Source organism: Brucella pseudintermedia (assembly GCF_008932435.1).
Taxonomy (GTDB): Bacteria; Pseudomonadota; Alphaproteobacteria; order Rhizobiales; family Rhizobiaceae; genus Brucella; species Brucella pseudintermedia.
In genome coordinates, this window is record NZ_WBWE01000007.1 from 173,656 (window position 1) to 198,044 (window position 24,389).

Here is a 24,389-nt window from a genome sequence, read left to right on the forward strand (position 1 = left end):
GGCCGCGTTGCGGCCCAACTCCGTGAAGGTCTGTCGATATCGGTCTCTGATGCCTGCAAATGGCGCGTTTTTCGCTTCCGGTGCTCATGTACCTTCAGGTACATTCCGCTCCGGTTCTCAAACCACACCATTTTCGGCTCCTCATAGACCGAATCTCAACAGACCTTAGATGTTAAGCCACGCCGAACTAGCGAGCATACTTCATGACCGATCAGCGACCACCACTGGAAATCCGCCTTTGCGGCCCCCGCGGCTTTTGCGCCGGGGTTGACCGGGCAATCCAGATCGTCGTGCTGGCGCTGAAGAAATATGGCGCGCCGGTCTATGTTCGCCATGAAATCGTACATAACCGCTATGTGGTCGAGGGCTTGCAGTCTCGCGGCGCGATTTTTGTCGAAGAACTGGATGAGATTCCCACAGAACACCGCGATCAGCCGGTGGTCTTTTCCGCCCATGGCGTGCCGAAGTCCGTGCCAGCGGACGCAGAGGCAAAGAACCTCTTTTATCTCGATGCAACCTGTCCCCTTGTTTCCAAGGTGCACAAGCAGGCCATGCGCCATCAGCGCCTTGGCCGCCATGTGATCCTGATTGGTCACTCCGGCCATCCGGAAGTGATCGGAACCATGGGGCAGTTGCCCGATGGCGCGGTAACGCTGATCGAAACAGTGGAGGATGCCCGTAACTGCCATTTCGATGACGAGAACAATCTCGGTTTCGTGACCCAGACGACGCTTTCAGTCGACGACACGGCTGGCATTATCGAAGAATTGCAGGCGCGTTTTCCAAACCTTTCGGCTCCGGCAGCGGAATCGATCTGTTATGCAACGACCAACCGGCAGGATGCGGTGCGATCCGCCGCGCCGGGCTGCGATCTGTTTCTGATTGTCGGAGCGCCGAACTCTTCCAATTCCAAGCGTCTTGTCGAAGTGGCTGAGAAGGCGGGCGCACGCATGTCGATGCTGGTTCAGCGTGCGGCCGATATCGAATGGGACCGCATCGGCGATATATCGGTCGTGGGCCTTTCGGCAGGGGCTTCAGCGCCTGAAATTATCGTCGATGAGATCATCGATGCCTTCAAGACCCGCTTCAATGTGAAGATCGAACTGGCCGAAACCACGGTTGAAACCGAGAACTTCCTTGTGAATCGCGAAATTCGCGATGTGGAACTGACGGTGCAGGACATGGCATTCGTCAACGGAGAACACCGGGTGGTAGGCATTCCAAAATTAATGCCCAAGATCATACAAGGGAAATAAGCGGCATGGCCGTCTATACGGATATCAATGAAATCGAGCTTGGCGCGTTCCTGCAGCAGTATGATATCGGCACGCTGACATCTTACAAAGGCATAGCGGAAGGGGTGGAGAACTCCAACTATCTTCTGCACACGACTTCGGGTTCGTTCATCCTGACGCTTTATGAAAAGCGCACCAATCGGGAAGACCTGCCGTTTTTTCTCGGCCTGATGCAGCATCTGGCCAGCCGCGGGCTTGAATGTCCGCAGCCGGTGGTCCGTCGCGACGGCACGACAATCGGCGAGCTCGCCGGACGGCCTGCTGCGATCGTTACTTTTCTCGAAGGCATGTGGATGCGCCGCCCAACGGTCGAGCATTGCGAAGCTGTCGGCGAAGGACTTGCCCATATGCATCTGGCTGGCGCTGATTTCTCGCTGCGTCGCCGAAATGGCCTGACCCTTGCCGACTGGCGGCCGTTGTGGAATCTTTCGCGTGAACGTGCCGATAGGGTGGAACCGGGTCTTGTCCGCGAGGCGGAAGCTGATCTGGATTTTCTGGAGAAGAACTGGCCCGCCGATCTGCCGCAAGGCGTGATCCATGCCGATCTCTTTCCGGATAATGTCTTCTTCCTCGGCGACAGGCTTTCCGGTTTCATCGATTTCTATTTCGCCTGCACTGATATTCTGGCTTACGACGTTGCCGTCTGCCTGAATGCCTGGTGCTTTGAGAAGGATTTTTCCTTCAATCGCACCAAGGGGGCAGCGCTTCTGCGCGGCTATAATTCTGTTCGTCCGCTATCCGTGGCGGAAGCCGATGCGCTTCCGGTTCTGGCGCGCGGGGCGGCTATCCGCTTCATGCTCACCCGGCTTTATGACTGGCTGAATGTCCCGGAAGGCAGTTTCGTGGTCAAGAAGGACCCGATGGAATATGTGCGCAAGATGCGCTTCCACCGACAGATCGAAACCGCTGCTGAATACGGCCTGGAGCCGCAAGGGGCAGCGGCGTGAAGCGGATCGAGGCTTTTACGGATGGTGCCTGTTCGGGCAATCCCGGCCCCGGCGGCTGGGGCGCAATCCTGCGCTGGAACGGCAATGTCAAGGAACTGAAGGGCGGCGAAGCCGACACGACCAACAACCGCATGGAGTTGATGGCAGCGATCTCGGCGCTTTCGGCGCTGAAAGAACCGTGCGAAGTCGATCTCTATACGGACTCCGTCTATGTGCGCGACGGTATTTCCGGCTGGATCGAGGGTTGGAAGCGCAATGGTTGGAAGACCGCCGCCAAGAAACCGGTCAAGAATGCCGAATTATGGCAGGCGCTCGATGAAGCGCGAAAGCCGCACAAGGTCAACTGGCATTGGATCAAGGGCCACGCCGGGCATCCGGAAAATGAACGCGCTGACGAGCTTGCCCGGGCCGGCATGGAGCCATTCAAATATGGCGGACGTAAATCGCTGAAAGTGCAGTGAATTTGCAGAATAAAGGCGGCCTTGCCGCCTTTTACTATGAAAAACACGAGGGCTCGACACCGGCTCAAATCAATTCAGATTTTCGAGCCGATGTCCTGTCATTTTGCTTAAGAACGTCTCCCAAAAACCGGTTCCCGCTCTGGGAGGATATGCTCCAGACTAAAGCTGTTCGAGAATGGCCGACGCAGCCGACGTCACGGCCTGTCCAGCCTGTTCCTCGATGTTGAGGGCTTTGACCACACCATCTTCCACGATTGCCGAATAGCGCTTGGAGCGGATACCGAGGCCGCCAGCGGTCGCGTCGAGCTCAAGTCCCGCAGCCTTCGTAAAGGTGGCAGAACCATCAGCCAGATAGAGTATCTTGCCTTCGCCACCCGTGCTCTGCGCCCATGCGCCCATGACGAAGGCATCGTTCACCGCAACAACGGCGATCTGATCGACGCCCTTGGCGAGGATTGCGTCGCGGTTATCGAGATAGCCCGGCAGATGGTTGAGGCTGCACGTCGGCGTAAAGGCGCCCGGTACCGCAAAGAGAACGACTTTTTTGCCCTTGAAGATTTCATCGGTCGTCATTTCCTTGACGCCGTCTGCGGTCTTTACCTTGAAAGTCGCTGCGGGCAGCTTGTCGCCAACTTTTATAGTCATTTAATCTCTCCTCGGGGCAGGGGCCGTCTGTTCCACTGCCTATTGTCAAATTTTATCGCTCCGCGAAGCGCGGACGGCATAGTTAAACCGATAACAGGTCGCCGGACAATTTCAAAAACAGCAGGAAGGCTAATCCAGTGTCACCTGTCCAGAAACGGCCTTTCCATTCTGCACAAGGGTATAGTCGATGATGGCTTTGTCAGCCTTGCCCTGCACCTTTGCGGTAAAGCGGCCCTTTTCGACTGCGATGGTATCGGAAAGCCTGACCGTGTCGCTGGCAACGAACAGCTCCGATGGAGCGGTGGGATCTGGAACGGCCAGATCGAAGACGGCGTTCTCGCCGTCGCGCTTCACGCCGCTTATGCCGAATGCCGAGCTCGCCGGGGTCGGGAGCCGGTCGAATGCGGTTTCGATGATCGTGCGGGCAGCTATCGCCTGGGGCGAGGACTGTTGTTGATCACTATCAAGGGGAAAGTCGAAGGTGGCCTGCACCGGGACGCAGATTTTCTCGCACACTCCGAGAAAAACATGGCCCTTCAGCCGCTTGTCGGCCGATGTCAGGTTAAAGACTATCGGCAGCGAAACAGGCTGTTTATATCCGATGCCACCTGCATCGTCTCCCTCAAACCGGACCGGCGCAGGGAAACCGATCTGCGCTTTTGCGTTTCCGTCGATGTTAATCTGGGGTGGAACGCCCGCATCGCCGGGATTGCGCCAGTAGGTTTTCCAGCCGGGCTGCAACTCGATCTGCAAGGCGCCGCGCCGTTCCCCGATGGGCGCATTGTCAGGAGTCTTGTCTTCAATAATGACGCGCACGCGCCCGCCGGGCGTCTCGGTCCACTCGGAGGTTGAGGCCAGTGCTGGCGATGTCAGCAAGGCCAGCAAAAGGGGGGCGAAGGTAAAAGTCCGGATGTTCATCGTTGAAAGATGGAATGAAAAGATGGTTGCTTCAAGCCCAATATTATCGGATCGCCGGGCACGGTAATCGCTTGTATGGCCTGCCACCTGGCTATCGAGCTGGTTCCGCTTCGAATTCCGGGCTCGAAATAAATGGCCATTGTTATTTTGCGTAGTCTTGCTACCTTCATAATCATGACCATTCTCAAGACGTCGAACAAGGAGCAGGGTTTTCTAAACGGGCAGTTCCTGCTTGCCATGCCTGGAATGAGCGACGAGCGTTTTGCCCGGTCGGTGGTCTATATCTGTGCGCATTCCGATGAAGGCGCGATGGGCTTCATTATCAATCAGCTTCAGCCGGTCGAATTCCCTGACCTCCTGCGCCAGATCGGGGTCATCGATGACGACGAACTGATTATCCTTCCGGATCGTGCGCAGCATATGATGGTACGCAATGGCGGTCCTGTCGACCGCACACGCGGATTCGTGCTGCATTCGGACGATTACATGGTCGATTCCACCATGCCGGTTTCAGAGGATGTCTGCCTCACTGCAACGGTCGATATTCTGCGTGCCATTTACGGGGGCAGTGGGCCGTCGCGAGCCCTGATGGCCCTTGGATATTCCGGTTGGGCGCCAGGCCAGATCGAAGTGGAACTTGCCGAGAATGGCTGGCTAACCTGTGATGCGCCGCTCGACATGCTGTTCGACAGCGATATCGAGGGCAAATATTCGCGTCTGATGCTCCATATGGGTATCGATATGGCGCGGCTGGTTTCCGACGCGGGACATGCGTGAGATTAAGAGAATAGGGGAATAAGGAAGTAGGGGAATATGTTTGGTTGCGCACGCAACGCACATAACCTTCACTGCCCTACTGCCCCAATCAAGCCGCCGCGGCATCCAGTTGTTCGCGGATCATGCGAGTTGCCTCGTCGCGGCTGGTGGGCTGGCCGAACATGAAGCTCTGCACGTATTCGCAACCCATCTGGCGAAGCTGAAGCGCGTCGCTTTCGCTCTCCACGCCTTCCGTTACCACGGCGAGGCCGAGATCGTGCGCCATGCTCACAATCGAGCGCAGCAGCGTGGCTTTTTGCGGCTGGTCCCCTTTCACGAAAGACCGGTCGATCTTGATGATATCGAACGGGAAGCGCGTCAGATAGGCGAGTGAGGAATAACCGGTTCCAAAATCATCGAGCGACAAGCCGATGCCCATCGCCTTCAGGCGGGCAAGGACATGTGTGGACTGTTCCGGGTTTTCCATGAGGACGGATTCCGTCAGTTCAAGCTTGAGGCTGCCCGGATTGAGATGGATGCGGGAAAGCACCGAGCGGACATCATTGATGAGGTCCTGGCGGATGAGTTGCGTCGAGGACAGGTTGACCGAAACGAAAAGATCGAGCTTTGGGAATTGCTCCTGCCATGCAAACAGATCTTCCGCGGCCCGTTGCATCGCAAACAGGCCAAGCTGGATGATAAGACCGGAGTTTTCCGCAATTGGAATAAACTCTGAAGGCGAAATCGCGCCGCGCCGCGGATGTTCCCAGCGCATGAGCGCTTCAAAACCAGCAATTGTACCTTCATCCAGCTTCACGATGGGCTGGTAGACAAGACTGATTTCGTCGCGTTCAAGTGCGCGTCGCAGATCGGATTCAAGCTGCAGCTTGTCGCTGCCGATGGCTCTGAATGCCGGACGGAAGGGCTCGATGCGGTCACCCCCGAAACGCTTTGCCTGATACATGGCAAGCTCGGCGTCCTTCACGAAGTCTTCCGCAGTTGTCGCCGTTTTCGTCCAGGTGATCAGGCCTACGGATGACGTCAGAACGATTTCGCGCTTTGCATAGGCAATCGGCGCGCGCACGGCTTGACGCAGAGCTTCGGCGAAGGATGCGATGCGCCCCGGGTCGCTTTCAGAGGCAAGCAGCAGACCGAACTGGTCCGACGAGAGGCGCGAGAGCGTATCCTGCGGTTTCATGAGGCGTGCCAGACGGCGCGAGATGGTCAGAAGGATAGTGTCCCCTGCCGACATGCCCAGGCTGTCATTGACCTGCTTGAACCGGTCTATGTCGATAATGAAGACGGTCGGATGCAGGTTGCTTTCCCCGCGTGCCATGTTCATGACATTGCTGAGACGATCGAGGAACAATTCCCGGTTCGGAAGGCCGGTTAGATTGTCGTGCACGGCATCGTGCAACAGGCGTTCTTCCGCCTTTTTCTGCTCAGTCACATTGACGAGTGTTCCAACACAACGCACCACTTCGCCATCCGAACCGATGACCGGGCGCGCACGGAGTGCATACCAGTGATAATGGCCATCATTGGCACGCAGCCGGAAAATCTGGCCGATGCGTCCGCGCCGGTTTTCCAGAATGGCATCAAGCGTGGAGCGGAAGCGGTCGCGGTCGTCGGTATGCATGGCGGGAAGCCAGTTGCGCACCGGGCCTTGCAGGCTGTTGGCCGTATTGCCAAGATAATTGGCGATGTCCGGCGTGGTCACGACGCGGTCGCGCGGCACGTCCCAATCCCATACGATGTCTCCCGCGCCAATGACGGCGAGAGCCTGCCGCTCCATATCCGACAGAAGGCCCTGCTGCAGTGCTCCGCCAGCAAAGGCATGCTGCATGACGGTAAAGCCGATCAGAAGAACGATCAGGACAAGACCGCCGCCGAGCGCAGGCTGGACGATATCATTATCGAGCCTGCCCGAAACCGTCATCCAGGCACCCAGCAACCATATCAGGGTGAGAAGCCAGGCCGGTATCAGCATGACGGCGCGATCATATCCCTTGACCGCGAGATAACTGATGATGGCGACGCCGGACAGAACGGTCAGCGTCAGCGAGATGCGCGCAATACCAGAAGCCACCGGCGGATCGAAAACGGCAACCCCCGCAAGGGCCAGAAGGCCCAATACCCAGGTCACGGCGCCATAGCTGAAATGGTCGTGCCAGCGGTTGAGATTGAGATAGGTGAACAGGAAAATCACGAGAGAGGCGGCAAGCGCCACTTCGGTGCCCGCGCGCCAGATCTGCTCATTGCCCGGCGTTATCTCCATCAGCTTGTTCCAGAAACCGAAATCGACGCAGATATAGGCCAGAACGGCCCATGCAAGCGCGGCGGTGGCCGGGAATAGGGAAGTGCCCTTGACGACGAAAAGGATGGTCAGGAACAGAGCCAGCAGACCTGAAATGCCAAGCAGGATACCGCGATAGAGCGTGTAGGAATTAACCGCATCCTTGTAGGCTTCCGGCTCCCAGAGATAGAGCTGGGGCAGATTGTGCGAGGACAGTTCTGCTACGAAGGTGATGACGCTGCCCGGATTGAGCGTGATGCGGAAAACGTCCGCATCGGCGCTGGGCTGGCGGTCGAGCGCAAAGCCTTCGCTCGGCGTGATGGACGCAATGCGTGGAGAACCAAGATCGGGCCAGATGACGCCGGAACCGACGAGACGGAAATGAGGAGCAACAATCAGGCGGTCGATCTGTTCGTCGGTTGGATTTGCGATCGAAAAAGCGGCCCAGTCGCCGGATGCCTTGCTGTTTTGATCTGCCTGCACTTCGATGCGGCGGACAATACCGTCAGGACCCGGGGCCGTCGATACCTGCACGCTTTCGCCCTTGTTGCGCAGAAGTTCGACAGCGCGGGAAAGGTCGAGGGCGGTATCTTCCTTGGAAATCTTGATCGGTTCGATGGCCGATGCCTGGATGACCGAAACGGCCAGAATAGCCATGAGTACGAGAAACCGCACACCGGCAAAAAGCCACTTATCCGCAAAACCCGTCACGAGCGTCCAACCTTGCCATTGATCATGCGGCTATCCGTCATACGTTTGTCGCTTTCTATAAGGGCAAAAAGCAGGTGATCCTGCCAGAAGCCATTTATCTTGAGATAGGAACGCAACAGTCCTTCTCTCTCAAATCCGGCTTTTTCGAGAAGCCGTATCGAGCGCACATTATGAGGGATACAGGCTGCTTCTATCCGGTGCAACCGGAGTTGGTCGAATGCGAAGGGGATAACCAGCGACAGGGCTTCGGTCATGTAACCTTTGCCGGCATGGGGCGCGCCGCTCCAATAGCCGATCATGCCGTTCTGCCCGACACCACGCCGGATATTTCCGAGCGTTATGCCGCCGACGAGCGTGTTGTCCCCATTGCGAAAGACAAAAAACGGATAACCGGTTCCGGCGGCTATTTCATCCTGAAAGCGACGCATTCGATGGCGAAAAGCGCTCTTTGTCAGATCGTCGTCCGGCCAAGTCGGCTCCCACGGCGTGAGAAAGGCCCGGCTTTGTTCCCGCAGGCTGGCCCAACTGGCGAAATCGCTCATCATCGGCTCGCGCAGATAAATGCGCTGTCCACGCAGGACGGTCGGATTACTTCTACGGAAGGGCAGGCCGATCATGGCGGGTTAGGGGAGTAAGGGGGTAGGGGAATAAGGGAGTAGGAAAAACAAAATGCTCAATGTCACATACTCCCCTATTCCCTTACTCACATATTCCCTTAAACAGCGATTTTCCTCGCATGTGCGCTGGTCGACAGTGCATCCGACAGCCCATCGAAGCTCATCAGCCGTCCAACTGGACCAACGCCGGCGATGGTGGGCTTGCTGTCGAGGAACAACCGTCCGGCCAGATCGGTCAGCCTTTGAGGTGTAATCAGCGAGAGACGGTCCATCAGTTCGCTGTTTTCGACGGGACGGCCATAGAGCAGGAACTGGCGTGCGACCTGTCCGGCACGGCTTGCAGCACTTTCCTGCGACATGAGAAGGCTCGCACGATATTGCGCGCGGGCGCGGTCCACTTCTTCCAGGCTGATGGAGTCGGCGGCCTTGTGCAGTTCATCGATCAGAACCGGGACGAGTTCGACCAGTTCGTCGCGGCCCGTTGCAGCGTGAATTCCGAACAGTCCTGTATCCGAGAAGCCCCAATGGAAGGCGTAAACGGAATAGCAAAGCCCACGTTTCTCGCGGACTTCCTGGAAGAGGCGCGAAGACATGCCGCCGCCCAAAACCATGGAAAGAAGCTGCGACGCATAGAAATCACGCACGTGGTAGGCGCGTCCTTCGAAACCGATCAGAACCTGAGCATCCATCAGTTCGCGATTTTCACGGAAATCGCCGCCTACATAATGGGCGAGGTCGAGCGTAGGCGCCGTATTGTGGGCGCGAAAACCGCCAAGACGTTTTTCGACTTCCCTTACGAATGCATCATGATCGACGCCACCAGCAGCGGTCACCACCATGCGGTCGGCGCTATACTGCTCGTCCATATATTGGCGAAGGTCATCGGAGGTGAAAGACATGACCGTCTCAGGCTCGCCGAGAATGGCGCGCCCGATCGGCTGGTGACGATAGGCTGTTTCGGTGAAGCGGTCGAAGACGATATCGTCGGGCGTGTCGTGCGCCGCGCCGATCTCCTGCATGATGACCTGCTTTTCGCGCTCCAGCTCAGCTTCATCGAATTTGGAGGCGGTCAGGATATCGGACAGAATGTCGATGGCCAGCGGCACGTCATTGCGCAGAACGCGCGCATAATAGGAAGTGGTCTCGACGCTGGTGGCGGCGTTGATCTCGCCGCCTACATTTTCGATATCCGATGCAATTTGCCAGGCTGTGCGGTTCTCGGTTCCCTTGAACGCCATATGCTCAAGAAGATGAGCAATGCCATGCCTGTCGGCAGCTTCGTTTCGTGCCCCGGCCTTGACCCAGATTCCAAGCGCCACGCTTTCCACGTGGGACATCGTATCGGTGGCTATCGTCAATCCGTTGGAAAGACGCGTTACTTCAACACCCATAAGCAAACTGCTCCCTGCATTCCCGCTCTGGTTCTCGTCTCGGAGCCGGTCTTTTTAAGCTCTCGAATGGCGGCGAACGTATTCTTCCACGATTTTCAGGTCGTTGTGAAGAACTGTGAAGCTTTCTTTTCGTTGCATCAAGTCCGAAAGCCATGCAGGGAGCTGCGGTTCGACGCCGCTGGCAGCCTTTACGGCATCGGGGAATTTGGCCGGATGCGCTGTTGCAAGAACAACCATCGGCGCTTCACTGGACTGGTTTTCGCGAGCCACCTTCACACCGATTGCCGAGTGGGGATCGAGCAGATAGCCGTCCGCTTCAAGCACGGATTTGATTGTCTCCGCAGTTTCATCGACAGTCGAGCGCCCGGCGGAGAACTCGCTGCGGATCGCCGACAGCGGCTTCTCAGAGATCGAAAAACCACCAGATTGTTTCAGCCCAGCCATCAGACCGCGCAGGGCTGCTGCATCGCGTCCGTGCGCTTCAAACAGCAGACGCTCAAAATTCGAGGAAATCTGGATATCCATCGAAGGCGAGGTGGTCTGTGCGACACCGCGCATTTCATAGGCGCCGGTTTCGAGAGTACGCGAGAGAATGTCATTATCATTGGTGGCGATGATCAGCCGGTCGATGGGCAATCCCATGCGCTTGGCGACATAGCCCGCGAAAATATCGCCGAAATTGCCCGTCGGCACGGTGAAGGATACGGCGCGGTCCGGTGCGCCAAGGCTCAGAGCCGCCGTAAAATAATAAACAACTTGGGGCATGATGCGCGCCCAATTGATCGAGTTCACACCCGAAAGCGACAGCGCATCACGGAACTGAAGGTCGTTGAACATGCCTTTCACAAGGTTCTGGCAATCGTCGAAATTGCCTTCGATGGAAAGGGCATGAACGTTGGAAAAGCCGGACGATGTCATCTGGCGCTGCTGCACGGGCGATACGCGACCGTTCGGGAACAGAATGAAGATATCGGTATTGTCGCGTCCGCCGAAGGCCTCGATTGCCGCGCCGCCCGTATCCCCGGATGTGGCCCCGACAATGGTGGCCCGTTCGCCGCGCTGTGCCAGGACATAGTCCATCATGCGGGCCAGAAGCTGCATGGCGACATCCTTGAAGGCGAGCGTCGGGCCATGGAAAAGTTCGAGCACGAATTCATTGGCTCCGGTCTGAACCAGCGGGCAGACCGCATCATGCCGGAAAGATCCATAGGCTTCGTGCACCATGCGACGGAAATCCGAATGCGGGATTTCGCCGTCGACAAAGGGAGTGAGCACCGCCAGCGCAATATCCACATAGGATTTTCCGCGCAGATCGCGGATTTGTTCTGGCGAAAACTGGGGATAATGCTGCGGCAGATAGAGACCGCCATCCCGGGCTAGACCGGCGAGCAATGCATCGCTGAACCCCAGGACCGGCGCTTCCCCACGCGTGCTTACATATTTCATTTCTTGGCCTTCATTTCGGATCGGCGCGGTTTTGAGCCGCATAATGCAATAGAGCCTCCCTAAAAAAGCCGCAAGGTTTTAAAGCATGTTGACGGGGATGGGGGTTGCTCTCCAGAGCAAAAAACGGGAAAACGTCATCGCGCTACACGCATGCGTGATGTAGAAGACAGGTTGATCAGTGCAGGGAAGCCCGCTTTATGCAAACAGCACCACAGAATCGTTCATCGTTGTTTCCAGTCTTTGCAACGGTTTTGCTCGCAGCCCTCGCAGGCTGCACGACCAGTGGCACTGATAAGGCCGCCGACGGAGCTTCAGGCTCCTCAATGACCGCATCCGCTGCTTCCGGCGATCAGCGTGTCAAGGAATCCGAGCTGCGCGCCTTCTGTCCGTCGGTCACGCTGCGCGACGGCACAGCCTTCTTCAGTACATATGAAAAGGGCGGCGATAAGGACCCGGCACGGGTGATCTATCAGGCGGCGCTGACCGATACGACCCGCGCCTGCCAGTATGGCGCGGGGACCATGACGATTGACGTCGCGGCGGCGGGCAAGGTTGTTCCAGGGCCGAAATACAAGAACGGCACCATCACCATGCCGATCCGTGTTGCCGTCCGTCAGGGCGATCAGGTCATCTATTCCAAACTGCACAAGCAGGCGGTTACGGTAGCGAACGCGGATACCGCGACGCAGTTCGTGTTCAACGACAAGGCGATCACCGTACCGATGACGGATCAGAAGAATATCCAGATTTTCGTCGGTTTCGACGAGGGTCCATACAACACGAAGTAAAGCACTGAAAACGGTGCGCCGGTTTGTATTTTGGCGCACCGTTTAATCTGATATTATAGGCTTTTTCATATTGCTGCCAAAAGCCCGCAGATCTAATTAGAAAACACTTAACTATTGCCGATATGGCGATGTATTCAGTTTTAAAATAGCATTAATGACAGTTTCACATGTATTCATATCAAAGTTTGTTTCATGTTATGGTTTTCTGACGTCAGGGATCGCCACGTCTTAGACGGATAGAAGTGATAACTCACCAGCTACGCCACGATTATTTAGGGGCGAGGGTCATATGCGATTTGATCGCAGTAAATTATTAAAGCCTGTTCCGCTTATTTTGCTTCTGTTGCTGTTTCTCGGTGCGGCTCTCGGCCAGTGGATGGGAAACAGATTTCGCATTGTCGATGAAGAGCGGCACATGAATATCTACATGTCCGCATTGCTCACGCATGCAAATCGACTGGCTGTTTCTGCCCGTGAAACAATCGAAGCAGCCAATCTCTCGCCCTATGAAATGTGTTCTCTGCAAGATATTGCCTATCAGCGCAAACTGGTCTTTTCCGCCTATCATATCAAGGACATAGGCCGGCTCCGTGATGATCGACTCGCCTGTTCCACGCTTCTCGGCGATATCAGCGAGCAGCCAAAGCGTTCGCCTGCCGATATTAATTTGCGGGACGGCACCTATGTATATGGCGAAAGATCGCTGATTACGCCGGGCAGCCGGGGCTTTGTGATAGGCAGGGGCGAGGCGAATGTGATTTTGAGTTCGGCTGCATTCGACCTGCTGCACACCCCAAAATACAGCTTTGCCGTCTATATGCGCGACGCCGAACGCAAACACTTCGCGCGCCTCTATGATTATCAGGCACGTGATTTTCCAGTCCCGGATTTCAAAAATCACCGCGGCGAATACGAGGTGCTCAGCGACGCAATCAAGGAATATCGTTGCGACGACGAAGTGGGTATCTGCGTCGCTCTCAAGGCGCAGTTGGACAATTCCAGCAATTCCGCCCGATGGGAATCCTTCATGGCGACAAGTCTGGGACTGCTCGCGGGGGCGACCCTTGGCCTTGGTTGGTTCGCCTACCACAATCGCGAACGCCCTTTGGCTTCCATGCTCAACCAGGCGCTCAATGCCCGCCAGCTTGAGGTGGTCTATCAGCCAGTGGTCAATGTAGAGAACGCCGAACTCACCGGTTTTGAGGCCTTGCTTCGCTGGCAATTGCATACCGGCGACATTATTCCGCCTGACGTATTTATCGCCGAGGCGGAGGAAAAAGGCATGGCGGGACGGGTGACCGCCTATGTCGTGGATCGGGTTATGGACGATATGGGGGATTTGTTGCGCCTCAACCGCAATATCCAGATCAATATCAACATCACTGCAAGCGATGTTCAGGCGGCCGCATTTCCGAAAAATATCCAGGCGAAACTGGCTGGCGCGGGTGTCGATCCCCGTCAGATCGGTCTTGAATTGACCGAACGAACGGCGGTGGATTTCTCGAAAGCGTCGGAGGGCATCAGGCATCTGCGTGAACAGGGACACAAGATCTACATTGATGATTTTGGAACGGGCTATTCGAGTCTTTCCTATCTGGGCGAACTGCATATCGATGCAATCAAGATAGATAAGGCCTTCACGCGCACCGTCTGTGCGGACGGGAACATGGTGTCGATCGTTCCTGAGATCATATCGATGGCGCGGCAGCACGATCTTGGCATCGTGGTCGAAGGCATCGAAACGGAAGCGCAGGCCGATTATTTTCGCAAAATGACCACGCCGATGACTGCGCAAGGCTGGTTTTACGGCAAGCCTATGCCAGCGGGCGATGCGGCTGCGCTCCTGATGGGCGGTTTGCGCAAAGCCAGACGGAAGCGCGGCAAAGCTCTTCAGGAAAAAGCCTGACTGAACCGATGCTGTGGATAAAGGCAGACCGATAAAATTCTAATTAAATGCAACTGCCTGCGTGAAATGAATGGCAACAGGTTTCGGCTAGTGTGTTCTCATGAAACAGAAATATGAACGCATTCTTGAACCGACGGACACCTGGGCGATCTTCGATACGTCCTCCGGCGAGCCCGTCATTATGGGAACCCGCTTGCTGATCGGCCTCTCTGAAAGTGAAGCCGAAGAGCTTCTGGCAATTCTCAATGCCCCGCCCAAGGGGCGCAACAAGCAAACCGCCGCCTGACGGAAGCCAGGCGTCGGACTATCTCATTCAGGCATCGGTCCAGACGGACAGGGCTTCGATGACACTGGGCAGGTCTTTGTGGCGATGGATGACGGTTTCCGCTCCCGCATCGGTCAGCTTGTCGGCATGTCCCGGATAGGTGTGAGCGCCGCCCGTAAAGCCGATCACACGCATGCCAGCGGCGCGTGCGCCCTGAATGCCATGCGCGGAATCTTCAATCACGATGACGTCCTTCGGATCGACACCGAATTGCTTGGCTGCGTAGAGAAACACGTCTGGTGCGGGCTTGGTCTTTTTGGTGCCTACTTCCTTGGCTGAAAAGATATTGGGCGCAAAAAGCTCGTAAAGACCGACACGCTGCAACATGCTTTCCAGCCGATGACTGGTCGAATTGGAGCAGATGCACTTCGGCAGCTTCAATGCCGATACCACTTCAACGATACCTTCAACGGCCTGAACTTCATTCTTGAGCTTTTCGTCCAGAATCTTTTCGGACTTGTCGAGAAGCGACGCTGAAAGCGGAATCCCGGCCTCGCCCTCTACGGTCAGAAGAATATCCTGCCACGTCAGACCGGCAAAACGTTCGGCCATCTCATCGGCGGCAATCTGATAACCGGCTTCGGTGAGAAGTGTGGACTCGACTTCCGCGGCGATGATTTCAGAATCTACCAAAACGCCATCGCAATCGAAAATGATGAGGGACGGGGCCGCCATGATCATAGCCTTTTTATTGGGAGGAGTGAGCACCGGCAGCAGCCGGAACACCGGGTTGAGCTACACCTTTATGGCGAAGCCGTCAAATTGGAGCCTTTCCGGCGAGAGGGTGAAGCATCCATGCGGCGCATTCGGTCCAGGGGCCGATTTCCATTCCGCTTCGGTTTTCATCCCGTTCAGACCTCACCGGACACCTCGCGACGGCGCCGGTCCAGTTCTTCGCTATAGCGGCGCAAGGTGTGCGCTTCACTGAGGAGGCCGAGAACCTTGCGCTCCTGTGCGTTGTTCACCACGGCCAGAGCTTCACTTTCTGCCCGGTCGAAGCGGACGACAGCTTCCTTGGCGTTCATCTGCGGCAGCAGGAATTCATCCTGATATTTGAGAAGCTCGCGGATGCTGTGTTCGCCATCGGATGTATCGAAGCTGTCGGCGTAAACTTCTGGAACCGGGATCATGCCGACATACCGTCCCTCGGCATCCACGGCGATCACCCGCTGGGTCGATCCGAGCGGGAAATCATGGCGGAATGTTTCGATATCGGTATCGATCAGAACGGTCCGCACGTCATGGCGCATCATCCGGTTGACGGTCAGGTCCCGTATCCATCCGATATCATGGGCGGAACGGATGGCCTCTCCACGCAGATGGAAGCGCCATGTGGCAAAGGAGTAACCGAAGGTCTTTCGCACCATCAGCGAGGACGAGACGACAGCGCCGAGCACGAGCATGGAAATCGGAAAATCGCCGGTAAGCTCCAGTGCCAGGAAGGTCATAGTCATAGGTCCGCCCACGACTGCGACGGCGAGCGAGCTCATGCCGATGACGGCATAGACTTCGGGCGCGAGTGCCAGACCGGCTGGCAATACCGCGCCGGCCACGGCAGCAAACAGCTTGCCTGTCAGTGCACCGAGAAACAGCGATGCGAAGAACAGGCCACCGCGAAAGCCGGACCCGATGGAGACGGCGGAAGCGAGCGATTTGGCAAAGATCAGAAGCAGAAGGGCGGGAATGGTGATGTTTGCATTCAGGTCGAGGTGGAGCGCTCCGTGGCCCGAGGCCAGAACCTGCGGTGAAAGGAAGGCGATCATTCCAACGATGGCGCCGCCGATAGCCGGGGCCATCACATTGGGCACCACGCTGCGCCGGGCGACTTTTTCCACAAAGGTCACGCCGCGCATGATGAGGATGGCAATGCCTGCCGAGAAGAAGCCGAGCACAAGAGCGGGAACGTAATCACGTGGCGTGATGTCGTCGATCTGGCCGATATCGATGATGAAGGGCGCGCCGCCGATTGCCTGCGTCACCAGAGCGCCGATGATCGCCGCCACGACGACCGGCGTCAGCGTGGCAATCGAATAGACGCCGATGATAAGTTCGAATGCGTAAAATGCCCCGGTCAAAGGTGCATTGAAGGCGCTGGCGATGGCAGCCGCGGCGCCGCAGCCGACCAAAGTCCGCAGATCCGCGCGGCGAAGCTTGAGCGCCCGACCGATGCGGGAGGCGAAACCGCTCGCAAGCTGCGTATAGGCTGCTTCCAGTCCGACCGATGCACCGAAGCCGTTGGCAATCAGGTTCTGCCCGACAAGGATAAAGCTGTCCGTGAGCGACAGACGCCCCCCATGGAGCGCATTTGCTTCGATCGGGTCCACGATGGGACGCTTGCGCCATCGCGCAAGAACCCAGATCACGATCCCCATCAGGATGCCGCCAGCGAGCGGTGCAATATAGGCGCTCGGTTGCAGCGATGCAGCCGAACTGAGTTTTTCGCCGGGCTCAAGCGCGAAGATCGCCTGGTGCATCCATTGCGAAATACTGCCTATGGCGGCAACCATCAGCCCTGAAATGATACCGATCGCGGCCCCGGCGATAACGAGGCCAATTTCGCTGCCGCGAACCAGCGCACGCATGCGGAAGGGTACGAATAAAACCCGCAAATACCGGTTATGCCGCAGTTCAGCGATATTCATCATAAAAACACCGGGCAAGCGGGCGGCTGGCATGCCCGCCACGCAAATTCAGAAGTTGGCTGCCGATTATAGGCAAAAAGGAATAACCAAGCCTTATCAAGGGCAAGCGGTCGACAACAGCATTGCATAGCGATCGCGGCGTTAAGATGACAGACGGCAAAATGTTCGGGGCAATAGTGCGTGAAAAGCCCGGAACTGTGGACTTTCCCTCTCCTTTAAGAAAAGATTTACGATTTCAATCACTTGGCGTTAACTGCATATTTACCCTGCCCGGTAACCATAAGGACAAGTTTTTGCGTCCACAGGTAATCGAGTATCCCATGTCTCTTGTACGTCTTGCGCATGAGTTGCCCATCGAGGCTCCGCGTACCGCCTGGCTTGACTCCATCATCAAAGGTGATTGCGTCGCTGCTCTGGAACGCCTGCCGGATCATTCCGTGGACGTGATTTTCGCCGATCCGCCATATAACCTCCAGCTTGGCGGCGATCTGCATCGTCCCGACCAGTCGATGGTGAGTGCGGTTGACGATCATTGGGACCAGTTTGAAAGCTTCCAGGCCTATGACGCGTTCACACGCGCCTGGCTTATGGCTTGCCGCCGCGTCCTGAAGCCGAACGGCACCATTTGGGTCATCGGTTCCTACCACAATATTTTCCGCGTTGGCTCGCAGTTGCAGGACCTCGGTTTCTGGCTCCTGAACGACATCATCTGGCGCAAGACGAATCCGATGCCGAATTTCCGCGGGCGTCGCTTCCAGAACGCCCATGAAACGCTGATCTGGGCCTCGCGGGACCAGAAGGGCAAAGGCTACACCTTCAACTATGAAGCGATGAAGGCCGCCAATGACGATGTGCAGATGCGCTCGGACTGGCTGTTCCCGATCTGCACCGGCTCGGAACGCCTCAAGGACGAAAACGGCGACAAGGTTCACCCGACCCAGAAGCCGGAAGCGCTGCTTGCCCGCATCATGATGGCGTCTAGCAAGCCCGGCGACGTCATTCTCGATCCGTTCTTCGGTTCCGGCACGACCGGCGCCGTTGCAAAGCGTCTTGGACGCCATTTCGTCGGCATCGAGCGCGAACAAAGTTATATCGACGCGGCGACGGCGCGCATTGATGCCGTTGAACCGCTCGGCAAGGCCGAACTCACGGTGATGACCGGCAAGCGGGCCGAACCGCGTGTGGCGTTCACCAGCGTTATAGAAGCCGGTCTTCTTCGCCCTGGCACGGTGCTTTCCGATGAACGCCGCCGTTTTGCTGCGATTGTGCGGGCCGATGGCACGCTTGCCGCCAATGGCGAAGCCGGTTCGATCCATCGTATCGGCGCGAAGGTCCAGGGCTTTGATGCCTGCAACGGTTGGACTTTCTGGCACTACGAGGAAAACGGCACGCTGAAGCCAATTGACGCCTTGCGCAAGGTCATTCGTGACCAGATGGCGACTGCAGGCGCTTAGAGCATTTCAGCAAAAGTATGAAACGGTTTTGCGTTGGATAATGCGATAAAACAAATAGTTAGAGCGGTTCCGGCGATTCTGTCAGAACAGGAACCGCTCTAGAACGCGTTTTGAACTGCCTGCCCCGCGCTTTTATTCTTATCGGACGGCCTCCAGCATAGTCTGACAGTGAGACGCCCGAAGCATAGGCTTCGGGCGTCTTCGCTGTTTTCGTCTGACCGGGAATTCCGGGTCAGAAAGCGAGACCCAGTGCTTTCAAGTCAGCGGCCAGCTTGTTCGCACCGGTAAAATGCACGGCCTGCCAGCCAGCATGCCTGGCACCTTCCACATTGTGCATCGTGTCATCGATGAAAAGCGTAGCTGCCGGGTCGAGATCGAATGACGCAACGTGATGATCGTAGATTTCCCGGTCAGGTTTCAACATGCGGATGTCGCCCGACACGGTGACGCCCCGGCTTTCAGTCAGAAATGGAAACCGCCCCTGCGCTTCCCGGAACGTATCCGAAGCAAAATTCGTCAGCATGGTGACGTCGTGGCCGTTCCCGATGAGACCGCGCAGAATTTCGACACTGTCCTCATAAGCATGCGGCACCATGCGGTTCCAGTTTTGCCGGAACGCGCGGATGTGATCGCTTTTCTCCGGGTACGCATCGATCAGCAACGCCTCAGCCTCATGCCAGGTTCTCCCGCGATCCTGTTCGATATTCCACGCGCCGGTGCAGATATTCTCCAGGAACCAACGCCGTTCCGACGCATCGGGAATAATATCGAGATAGGCGAGTTCGGGATCGTAATGGATGAGAACCCTGCCGATGTCGAAGACGATGTGCTTGACGGGACTGCTCAACGGTTTTTCCTCTTCCCTTTGAAAGCTTCTGGTATGGCAGCGGTGATCGCCTTTTTCATGACTGTTGGTAATGCCTCGTCTGAAAGCTCGGTCGGGCGGGACCACCAGCCGTCGCTGGATGCAGCCTTGCTGACATTTTCCGAACGATAGACGGAGAGCCGCAGTTCGAAATGCGTGAAAACATGCGTAATCGAACCGGAAGCTGTCCATCGCGCGGGGAACGGAGCCGCATCGATGGTCGTATCGCCATCAATGCGAGCCGTCCATGGGCTGCCCGGAACTTCGGTCATCCCGGCGAGCAGTCCCTCATCCCTCCGCTTGCGCAGGAAAACCGAACCATCGTCGGCAATGGCAATGAATGCCGCGCCTGTGCGAATTGGCTTTTCCGCTTTGGGCGCCTTTACCGGAAACTCTTCCGGGTCGCGGGATTTGAGCGCCATGCAATCGTCATTGAGCGGACAGATGGCACAAGCTGGACGCCGCGGCGTGCATATGGTTGCGCCCAGATCCATCACCGCCTGCGCAAAATCTCCCGGCCTGTCGATGGGAGTCAATTGCCCCATAAGCGCGCGGATTTCCGGTTTTGCTGCGGGCAGGGGCGTGTCGATTGTGTAAAGCCGTGAAATCACGCGGTCCACATTGCCGTCCACAACGGCGACCGCTTCACCAAAGGCGATTGCAGCGATGGCTGCGGAAGTATAGTCGCCGATGCCCGGCAGTTCCTTCAGTGCTGCGGCGCTGTCCGGAAACTTGCCGTCATGCTGCCGGACCACAGCGTCGGCGCATTTTTTCAGGTTTCGTGCACGCGAGTAGTATCCAAGTCCGGCCCATGCTCGCAGAATATCGTCTTCACTCGCCCGCGCCATTGCCTGAACCGTGGGCCAGCGTTCGGTGAACTTTACAAAGTAGGACTTGACCGCCTCGACTGTTGTCTGCTGAAGCATGATCTCGGACAGCCACACGCGATAGGGATCTGGCCTGATGCCGGATGCCTGTTCGGATGGGCTGATGCGCCACGGCAAGACGCGGTGGTGCCGGTCATACCAGTGCAGAAGCTTGGTGCTTTGATTGGAAGTGGTGGAAGTCAGCATGAGAACGGCATCGATTAACAATTGGGCATTATTCTGATTAGAGCATTTCCAGCAAAAGTGCGAAGCGGTTTTGCGTGGGGTAATGCCTGAAAGCAAAGAGATAGAACGGATGCGCTGTTCCGCTTCACGAGAGCCGCTCTAATGCCTTAATTTTACACTTCATAGAAACAATGCTGTGCATATGAAAGGCTTAAGCATAGAAATCTGCCGGGGTCTCCAGGCAAGCTTCCTTGGAAAGAGAATAAGTGAACCAGTCAGTACCTGTCTATGTCGTCAATCTTGCGCGGTCCCGGGATCGCTGGGACAGGTTGAAGTCCAACGCCGATGCTCTTTCAATCGTACTCCGGCGCGTGGAAGCCGTCGAGGGAAAGCTGCTGTCATCGGAGGAACTGACGGATTTCGATGAGGCAGCGTTCCGTCGCTGGCACGGTAAAATCGCAATGCCGGCAGAAATTGGCTGTTACTTCAGTCACATACGAGCATTGGAAATCATAGCCGGTGCGCCGGAGCCTTTTGCCGTGATTGTGGAAGATGACATCGTTTTTACACCTGCGTTCAAACCCTTTCTAACACATTTGGCGAAGGCGGCAGGCTGGGACGCAGTGAAGCTTGTCAATCACCGAACCGCTGCTTTCCAGTCTTTCCAGCGTATTGATAGCCAGTTTTCAATTGGTCGCTGCTTGCATGGACCGCTGGGAAGTTCCGCGGCTTATGTCGTTACCCGTGAAGGCGCCTCGAAATTGCTCAAGGCGCTTCGCCCGATGCGGCTTCCTTATGATGTCGCACTGGAAAGAGGATGGGCTGGTGCTTATCAGATTTTTACAACCGACAAGCCGGTCGTCGAATTTTCGGACATGGCCACTTCTACTATCGCACAGGGGCGCTCGGCTTACGCCAAAAAGCGTCTGCCGGCATACAAAAGGATAAGCACCCTTCTGTTTCGAGCGACAGACTATGTCAGACGAATCGCTTACTCTTTTGACAGGAAGAGCTTAAGAGAGGACAGAGTTTGAGTTTTTTTAAAAAGTCTTTTCTCCTGCGGCGTCGGATAGATTCTGGGGTACTTGCAGTCGCATCGGCGGCCATGCCCGTTCGCGTAGGGCTCGGACCACTGGTACTTTTCGTATTTTCTTGCATCGGTATTTACCTCGCCTGCGGACGTCATGCGACTACGCGCATGTTCGCCCGAAAATTCTATTTGTTTATAATCTTATATGCTGTCTGGTCGTTGGGCCTGATCCTGTTTCGGGGGGAGCCTTTCAACGACAACCGCCAGATCGGCTACACGCTGCTGATCGCGATTTTTGCTTTTGCCGGTTCGGGAATGGTGCTTATCCGGGACCCGCTCCGGGCCTATGTCCTTGGCGCGCGTGTTGGGACGCTGCTTGCCCTGATTATCGCGCTCTATCTTTCCGTGACCGACGGGGGGCGCATAGGTGTCGGCGGTAATCAGGCTGTCTTTGCATTCGTAGCCGGGGTAGCGGCGATTTCCGCCGCCATTCCTTTGCGTAAGGCTTCGCGATATTTGCCGAACGGTCCGCAGTGGCTGGTATTGGGGTTCGCTGCGGTTCTGACGTCCGAAACCCGGGCAGTCATCGTGGTCTTGCCGATATTCGCAGCCGTGGAAACTGTCATCTTCCTGAAGCGTTTCAGTATCCGGCAGCAGGGAACTGCCTATGCGATACTGTTTGCAGCAATAGCCGCTCTCGTCGTGGTGGGCCCTGTTGGCAGCATCATTTCCAAACGTTTCGCCGGAATGATCGAATATTACGATACCGGACACGCCGCTAACTGGGAGGACAAGGTTTCGGCGGATATTCGCGAGGTCATGTGGAGGAGTGCGTCGAATGTTATCGCCGCCCATCCTCTCGCAGGTGTCGGTTCCTATTCAAAGATGGACTATGTGAGGGCCGAGGCAGGCGACAAGGCGTCGATGCTTGACGGATTCCGCCATGTCCATAATACGGTGCTCGACGAGTTGCTGAATGACGGTATTGTCGGTCTCATCTTCATGGCCTGTGCGTTTATCTCCATCTTCGTCTATTTGTGGCGAACAGCCGATAGCTGGGCAATGCGGCGAGCCTTGATCTACTTTGCCCTTGTGTGCGGCAGCTACGGCATGCTGCACAATCCGTTGTTGCACGAAGTGACGATATCCTCGACCATGTTCTTCCTCGCGGCGCTCAACGCGGCTGCATCAAGGCGCATCATGGCGGCACGGCGCGCCGGGCTCACCTCATATGTTTTGGGAAAGAAATCAGCTGCATGAAAGCGATTGTAACGGGCGCTGCCGGGTTTATCGGTTTCCATACCGCGCAGCGATTGCTGGACGAGGGCTGGCAGGTCGTCGGCATTGACAATGTAAACGATTATTATCCGGTTGCGTTAAAGGAAACGCGGCTTTCGAAGCTTCACATGCGGGACGGGTTCCGGTTTGCGAAGGCGGATATTTCCGACGCCTCGGCACTCACCGCTGCAATCGGCTCCGACCGTGATGCGGATGTCATCGTGCATCTGGCTGCACAGGCAGGGGTACGCTATTCCATTGAGAACCCCTCGGCCTATATCTCGGCCAATGTTCAGGGACAGGTCACGGTTTTCGAAACCGCGCTGCGACTGGAGAAGCGGCCGCCTGTGGTCTATGCCAGTTCGTCGTCGGTCTATGGTGCAAACGAAAAAGTGCCGTTTTCCGAGAGCGATCCCGTCGATCATCCTGTATCGATCTATGCCGCAACAAAGCGCTCTGGCGAATTGCTGGCTTACTCCTATCGTCACGTGCATAAGCTCCACTCTGCCGGTTTGCGCTTCTTCACCGTTTACGGCCCCTATGGGCGTCCCGACATGGCGCCGTGGCTGTTCACTTCGGCGATCCTCAAGGGCGAGCCGATCCGCGTGTTCAACAATGGCGAGATGCAGCGGGATTTTACCTTCGTGGAAGATATCGTCAGCGGGGTGGTAGGCGCGGTGCGACGCATAGTCGACAAGCCGGGAGATACGGCACCCGTCTATAATCTGGGCAACAACCGGCCCGTGATGCTCAACGATTTCATCGCCGCGATCGAGAAAGCAACGGGCAAGGAAGCGATCCGCAAGCTCGAACCCATGCCGGCCGCCGATGTGCCGCGCACCTATGCCGACATCACGCTTGCCGCCCGCGACCTTGGCTTTAGTCCGAAAACCACGCTCGATCAGGGTATTCCTTTGTTCGTGGAGTGGTTTCGCGGCTATAATGGAGCGCGATGAGCGAACAAACATCCAGACGCGGCTTCCGGCCGCTGGCAGATATGGCTTCGGGTCTGGTCGATCCGATGCTGCAGAAACGCGCCGGTATCAATCTCGCCTTGCTTCAGTCGTGGGAAGACATCGTCGGTCCCGCCATCGGCGCAACCTCGCGCCCACTGCGCATTATCTGGCCACGCCGTCTCCATGAGGACGACCCGTTTTCTCCTGCAACGCTGATTATTGCCTGTGAAGGGTTCGCCGCTCTTCAGGTCCAGCACGAGACAGGAGAAATCATCAGCCGTATCAACGGGTTTCTCGGCTTCTCCGCGGTCGGGCGCATCCGCATCGAGCAGAAACCGCCGCTTATTCCGGCCAAGCGACGGGTGAAGCGTCTGGCGCCGCTCGGGCCTGCGGATGAGCGCCGTATCGACAAGGCGACGGACGCTATTGAAGACGATGCGCTTCGCGCAGCGCTTGCCCGTCTCGGCAAGAACATTCTCGCAGAGAAGCGGACCACTGGCCGAAAGGACGGCAAGGGCAATTGAATTCTGCTGGCCGCCATAAATTTGATGCAAGCTTTCAGCAGTTTGTAAGAGGCGCCCCAGGTTGATTGTCGCAAATATGAAGACAA

The 24,389-nt window shown here is 56.6% G+C and carries 22 protein-coding genes; 12 read left to right on the plus strand and 10 right to left on the minus strand.

Going from position 1 to position 24,389, the window contains the following annotated elements; genetic code table 11:
* The first annotated feature begins 203 nt into the window (after window positions 1-203).
* Genes ispH through rnhA form a run of 3 tightly spaced genes read left to right on the plus strand, consistent with a single transcriptional unit; the run spans window position 204 to window position 2,703 of the window.
* On the plus strand, window positions 204-1,256 hold the full coding sequence (gene ispH / locus F9K78_RS11285; RefSeq protein WP_151598859.1) for a 4-hydroxy-3-methylbut-2-enyl diphosphate reductase: 1,053 nt from the start codon (window positions 204-206) through the stop codon (window positions 1,254-1,256).
* A gap of 5 nt (window positions 1,257-1,261) precedes the next feature.
* On the plus strand, window positions 1,262-2,242 hold the full coding sequence (locus F9K78_RS11290) for a homoserine kinase (RefSeq protein WP_151682194.1): 981 nt from the start codon (window positions 1,262-1,264) through the stop codon (window positions 2,240-2,242).
* Window positions 2,239-2,703, plus strand: coding sequence for a ribonuclease HI (gene rnhA / locus F9K78_RS11295; RefSeq protein ID WP_006466240.1), 465 nt, complete (start codon window positions 2,239-2,241; stop codon window positions 2,701-2,703). The genes F9K78_RS11290 and rnhA overlap by 4 nt, the downstream gene beginning before the upstream one ends.
* A 159-nt stretch (window positions 2,704-2,862) precedes the next feature.
* On the opposite strand, the gene F9K78_RS11300 is transcribed toward rnhA, so the two are convergent.
* A complete protein-coding gene (locus tag F9K78_RS11300) occupies window positions 2,863-3,348 on the minus strand; it encodes a peroxiredoxin (protein ID WP_151682195.1) in 486 nt (161 codons plus the stop codon).
* Window positions 3,349-3,477: 129 nt separating this feature from the next.
* Entirely contained in the window at window positions 3,478-4,266 is a 789-nt protein-coding gene (locus F9K78_RS11305; protein ID WP_151682215.1) for a protein-disulfide reductase DsbD domain-containing protein, read from the minus strand.
* Between the two features lie 174 nt (window positions 4,267-4,440).
* Here F9K78_RS11305 and F9K78_RS11310 point away from each other — a divergent pair, with 174 nt between their 5' ends.
* A complete protein-coding gene (locus F9K78_RS11310) occupies window positions 4,441-5,043 on the plus strand; it encodes a YqgE/AlgH family protein (RefSeq protein ID WP_006470694.1) in 603 nt (200 codons plus the stop codon).
* Window positions 5,044-5,131: 88 nt separating this feature from the next.
* On the opposite strand, the gene pdeA is transcribed toward F9K78_RS11310, so the two are convergent.
* The 4 genes from pdeA to thrC all read right to left on the minus strand — a co-directional run bounded on the left by pdeA (window position 5,132) and on the right by thrC (window position 11,483).
* Complete coding sequence (gene pdeA / locus F9K78_RS11315; protein WP_167518113.1) at window positions 5,132-7,975, minus strand: phosphodiesterase PdeA; 2,844 nt, start codon at window positions 7,973-7,975, stop codon at window positions 5,132-5,134.
* Between the two features lie 50 nt (window positions 7,976-8,025).
* Window positions 8,026-8,646 (minus strand): GNAT family N-acetyltransferase, encoded by a 621-nt coding sequence (locus tag F9K78_RS11320; RefSeq protein ID WP_006466245.1) that lies wholly within the window; start codon window positions 8,644-8,646, stop codon window positions 8,026-8,028.
* Window positions 8,647-8,744: 98 nt separating this feature from the next.
* On the minus strand, window positions 8,745-10,037 hold the full coding sequence (locus F9K78_RS11325) for a M16 family metallopeptidase (protein ID WP_006470696.1): 1,293 nt from the start codon (window positions 10,035-10,037) through the stop codon (window positions 8,745-8,747).
* A 54-nt stretch (window positions 10,038-10,091) separates the two neighbouring features.
* Entirely contained in the window at window positions 10,092-11,483 is a 1,392-nt protein-coding gene (gene thrC / locus F9K78_RS11330) for a threonine synthase (protein ID WP_151682197.1), read from the minus strand.
* Window positions 11,484-11,680: 197 nt separating this feature from the next.
* Here thrC and F9K78_RS11335 point away from each other — a divergent pair, with 197 nt between their 5' ends.
* The 3 genes from F9K78_RS11335 (at window position 11,681) to F9K78_RS11345 (ending at window position 14,463) form a co-directional block, all read left to right on the plus strand.
* Window positions 11,681-12,271 (plus strand): hypothetical protein, encoded by a 591-nt coding sequence (locus F9K78_RS11335; protein ID WP_031346443.1) that lies wholly within the window; start codon window positions 11,681-11,683, stop codon window positions 12,269-12,271.
* A 289-nt stretch (window positions 12,272-12,560) separates the two neighbouring features.
* Window positions 12,561-14,177: an EAL domain-containing protein gene (locus F9K78_RS11340; RefSeq protein ID WP_151682198.1), complete on the plus strand. Its 1,617-nt coding sequence runs from the start codon at window positions 12,561-12,563 to the stop codon at window positions 14,175-14,177.
* A gap of 100 nt (window positions 14,178-14,277) precedes the next feature.
* Complete coding sequence (locus F9K78_RS11345; RefSeq protein WP_006466249.1) at window positions 14,278-14,463, plus strand: hypothetical protein; 186 nt, start codon at window positions 14,278-14,280, stop codon at window positions 14,461-14,463.
* A 27-nt stretch (window positions 14,464-14,490) separates the two neighbouring features.
* Here F9K78_RS11345 and F9K78_RS11350 read toward each other — a convergent pair whose 3' ends face one another.
* Both F9K78_RS11350 and F9K78_RS11355 read right to left on the minus strand, forming a co-directional pair.
* A complete protein-coding gene (locus tag F9K78_RS11350; protein WP_151682199.1) occupies window positions 14,491-15,177 on the minus strand; it encodes an HAD family hydrolase in 687 nt (228 codons plus the stop codon).
* Window positions 15,178-15,353: 176 nt separating this feature from the next.
* Window positions 15,354-17,144 carry a chloride channel protein gene (locus F9K78_RS11355; RefSeq protein WP_031346440.1) on the minus strand — a complete coding sequence of 597 codons (1,791 nt, stop codon included), beginning with the start codon at window positions 17,142-17,144 and terminating at the stop codon, window positions 15,354-15,356.
* 320 nt (window positions 17,145-17,464) lie between these two features.
* On the opposite strand from F9K78_RS11355, the gene F9K78_RS11360 reads away from it, so the two are divergent.
* Window positions 17,465-18,598, plus strand: coding sequence for a site-specific DNA-methyltransferase (locus tag F9K78_RS11360; protein ID WP_006470702.1), 1,134 nt, complete (start codon window positions 17,465-17,467; stop codon window positions 18,596-18,598).
* A 232-nt stretch (window positions 18,599-18,830) separates the two neighbouring features.
* On the opposite strand, the gene F9K78_RS11365 is transcribed toward F9K78_RS11360, so the two are convergent.
* The gene (locus F9K78_RS11365) at window positions 18,831-19,445 is read right to left on the minus strand and encodes an HAD family hydrolase (RefSeq protein WP_006470703.1); all 615 of its coding nucleotides are present in this window, start codon (window positions 19,443-19,445) and stop codon (window positions 18,831-18,833) included.
* Window positions 19,442-20,536, minus strand: a complete 1,095-nt coding sequence (gene mutY / locus F9K78_RS11370) for an A/G-specific adenine glycosylase (RefSeq protein ID WP_151682216.1) — start codon at window positions 20,534-20,536, stop codon at window positions 19,442-19,444. Before mutY ends, F9K78_RS11365 begins: the two co-directional genes overlap by 4 nt.
* Window positions 20,537-20,781: 245 nt before the next feature.
* On the opposite strand from mutY, the gene F9K78_RS11375 reads away from it, so the two are divergent.
* The 4 genes from F9K78_RS11375 (at window position 20,782) to F9K78_RS11390 (ending at window position 24,303) form a co-directional block, all read left to right on the plus strand.
* Entirely contained in the window at window positions 20,782-21,549 is a 768-nt protein-coding gene (locus F9K78_RS11375; RefSeq protein ID WP_063619990.1) for a glycosyltransferase family 25 protein, read from the plus strand.
* 185 nt (window positions 21,550-21,734) lie between these two features.
* A complete protein-coding gene (locus F9K78_RS11380; protein ID WP_235925413.1) occupies window positions 21,735-22,805 on the plus strand; it encodes an O-antigen ligase family protein in 1,071 nt (356 codons plus the stop codon).
* Window positions 22,802-23,779 carry an SDR family NAD(P)-dependent oxidoreductase gene (locus tag F9K78_RS11385; protein ID WP_063619992.1) on the plus strand — a complete coding sequence of 326 codons (978 nt, stop codon included), beginning with the start codon at window positions 22,802-22,804 and terminating at the stop codon, window positions 23,777-23,779. The genes F9K78_RS11380 and F9K78_RS11385 overlap by 4 nt, the downstream gene beginning before the upstream one ends.
* The gene (locus tag F9K78_RS11390; protein WP_006473222.1) at window positions 23,776-24,303 is read left to right on the plus strand and encodes a DUF721 domain-containing protein; all 528 of its coding nucleotides are present in this window, start codon (window positions 23,776-23,778) and stop codon (window positions 24,301-24,303) included. Before F9K78_RS11385 ends, F9K78_RS11390 begins: the two co-directional genes overlap by 4 nt.
* The last annotated feature ends 86 nt before the right edge of the window (window positions 24,304-24,389 follow it).

Bases quoted from the DNA above. Each gene is read 5' to 3' on its own strand.
- ispH (WP_151598859.1), top strand. From the start codon at position 204: ATGACCGATCAGCGACCACCACTGGAAATCCGCCTTTGCGGCCCCCGC.
- F9K78_RS11290 (WP_151682194.1), top strand. From the start codon at position 1,262: ATGGCCGTCTATACGGATATCAATGAAATCGAGCTTGGCGCGTTCCTG.
- F9K78_RS11300 (WP_151682195.1), bottom strand. From the start codon at position 3,348: ATGACTATAAAAGTTGGCGACAAGCTGCCCGCAGCGACTTTCAAGGTA.
- F9K78_RS11305 (WP_151682215.1), bottom strand. From the start codon at position 4,266: ATGAACATCCGGACTTTTACCTTCGCCCCCCTTTTGCTGGCCTTGCTG.
- F9K78_RS11310 (WP_006470694.1), top strand. From the start codon at position 4,441: ATGACCATTCTCAAGACGTCGAACAAGGAGCAGGGTTTTCTAAACGGG.
- pdeA (WP_167518113.1), bottom strand. From the start codon at position 7,975: ATGGCTATTCTGGCCGTTTCGGTCATCCAGGCATCGGCCATCGAACCG.
- F9K78_RS11320 (WP_006466245.1), bottom strand. From the start codon at position 8,646: ATGATCGGCCTGCCCTTCCGTAGAAGTAATCCGACCGTCCTGCGTGGA.
- F9K78_RS11325 (WP_006470696.1), bottom strand. From the start codon at position 10,037: ATGGGTGTTGAAGTAACGCGTCTTTCCAACGGATTGACGATAGCCACC.
- thrC (WP_151682197.1), bottom strand. From the start codon at position 11,483: ATGAAATATGTAAGCACGCGTGGGGAAGCGCCGGTCCTGGGGTTCAGC.
- F9K78_RS11335 (WP_031346443.1), top strand. From the start codon at position 11,681: ATGCAAACAGCACCACAGAATCGTTCATCGTTGTTTCCAGTCTTTGCA.
- F9K78_RS11340 (WP_151682198.1), top strand. From the start codon at position 12,561: ATGCGATTTGATCGCAGTAAATTATTAAAGCCTGTTCCGCTTATTTTG.
- F9K78_RS11345 (WP_006466249.1), top strand. From the start codon at position 14,278: ATGAAACAGAAATATGAACGCATTCTTGAACCGACGGACACCTGGGCG.
- F9K78_RS11350 (WP_151682199.1), bottom strand. From the start codon at position 15,177: ATGGCGGCCCCGTCCCTCATCATTTTCGATTGCGATGGCGTTTTGGTA.
- F9K78_RS11355 (WP_031346440.1), bottom strand. From the start codon at position 17,144: ATGAATATCGCTGAACTGCGGCATAACCGGTATTTGCGGGTTTTATTC.
- F9K78_RS11360 (WP_006470702.1), top strand. From the start codon at position 17,465: ATGTCTCTTGTACGTCTTGCGCATGAGTTGCCCATCGAGGCTCCGCGT.
- mutY (WP_151682216.1), bottom strand. From the start codon at position 20,536: ATGCTGACTTCCACCACTTCCAATCAAAGCACCAAGCTTCTGCACTGG.
- F9K78_RS11385 (WP_063619992.1), top strand. From the start codon at position 22,802: ATGAAAGCGATTGTAACGGGCGCTGCCGGGTTTATCGGTTTCCATACC.
- F9K78_RS11390 (WP_006473222.1), top strand. From the start codon at position 23,776: ATGAGCGAACAAACATCCAGACGCGGCTTCCGGCCGCTGGCAGATATG.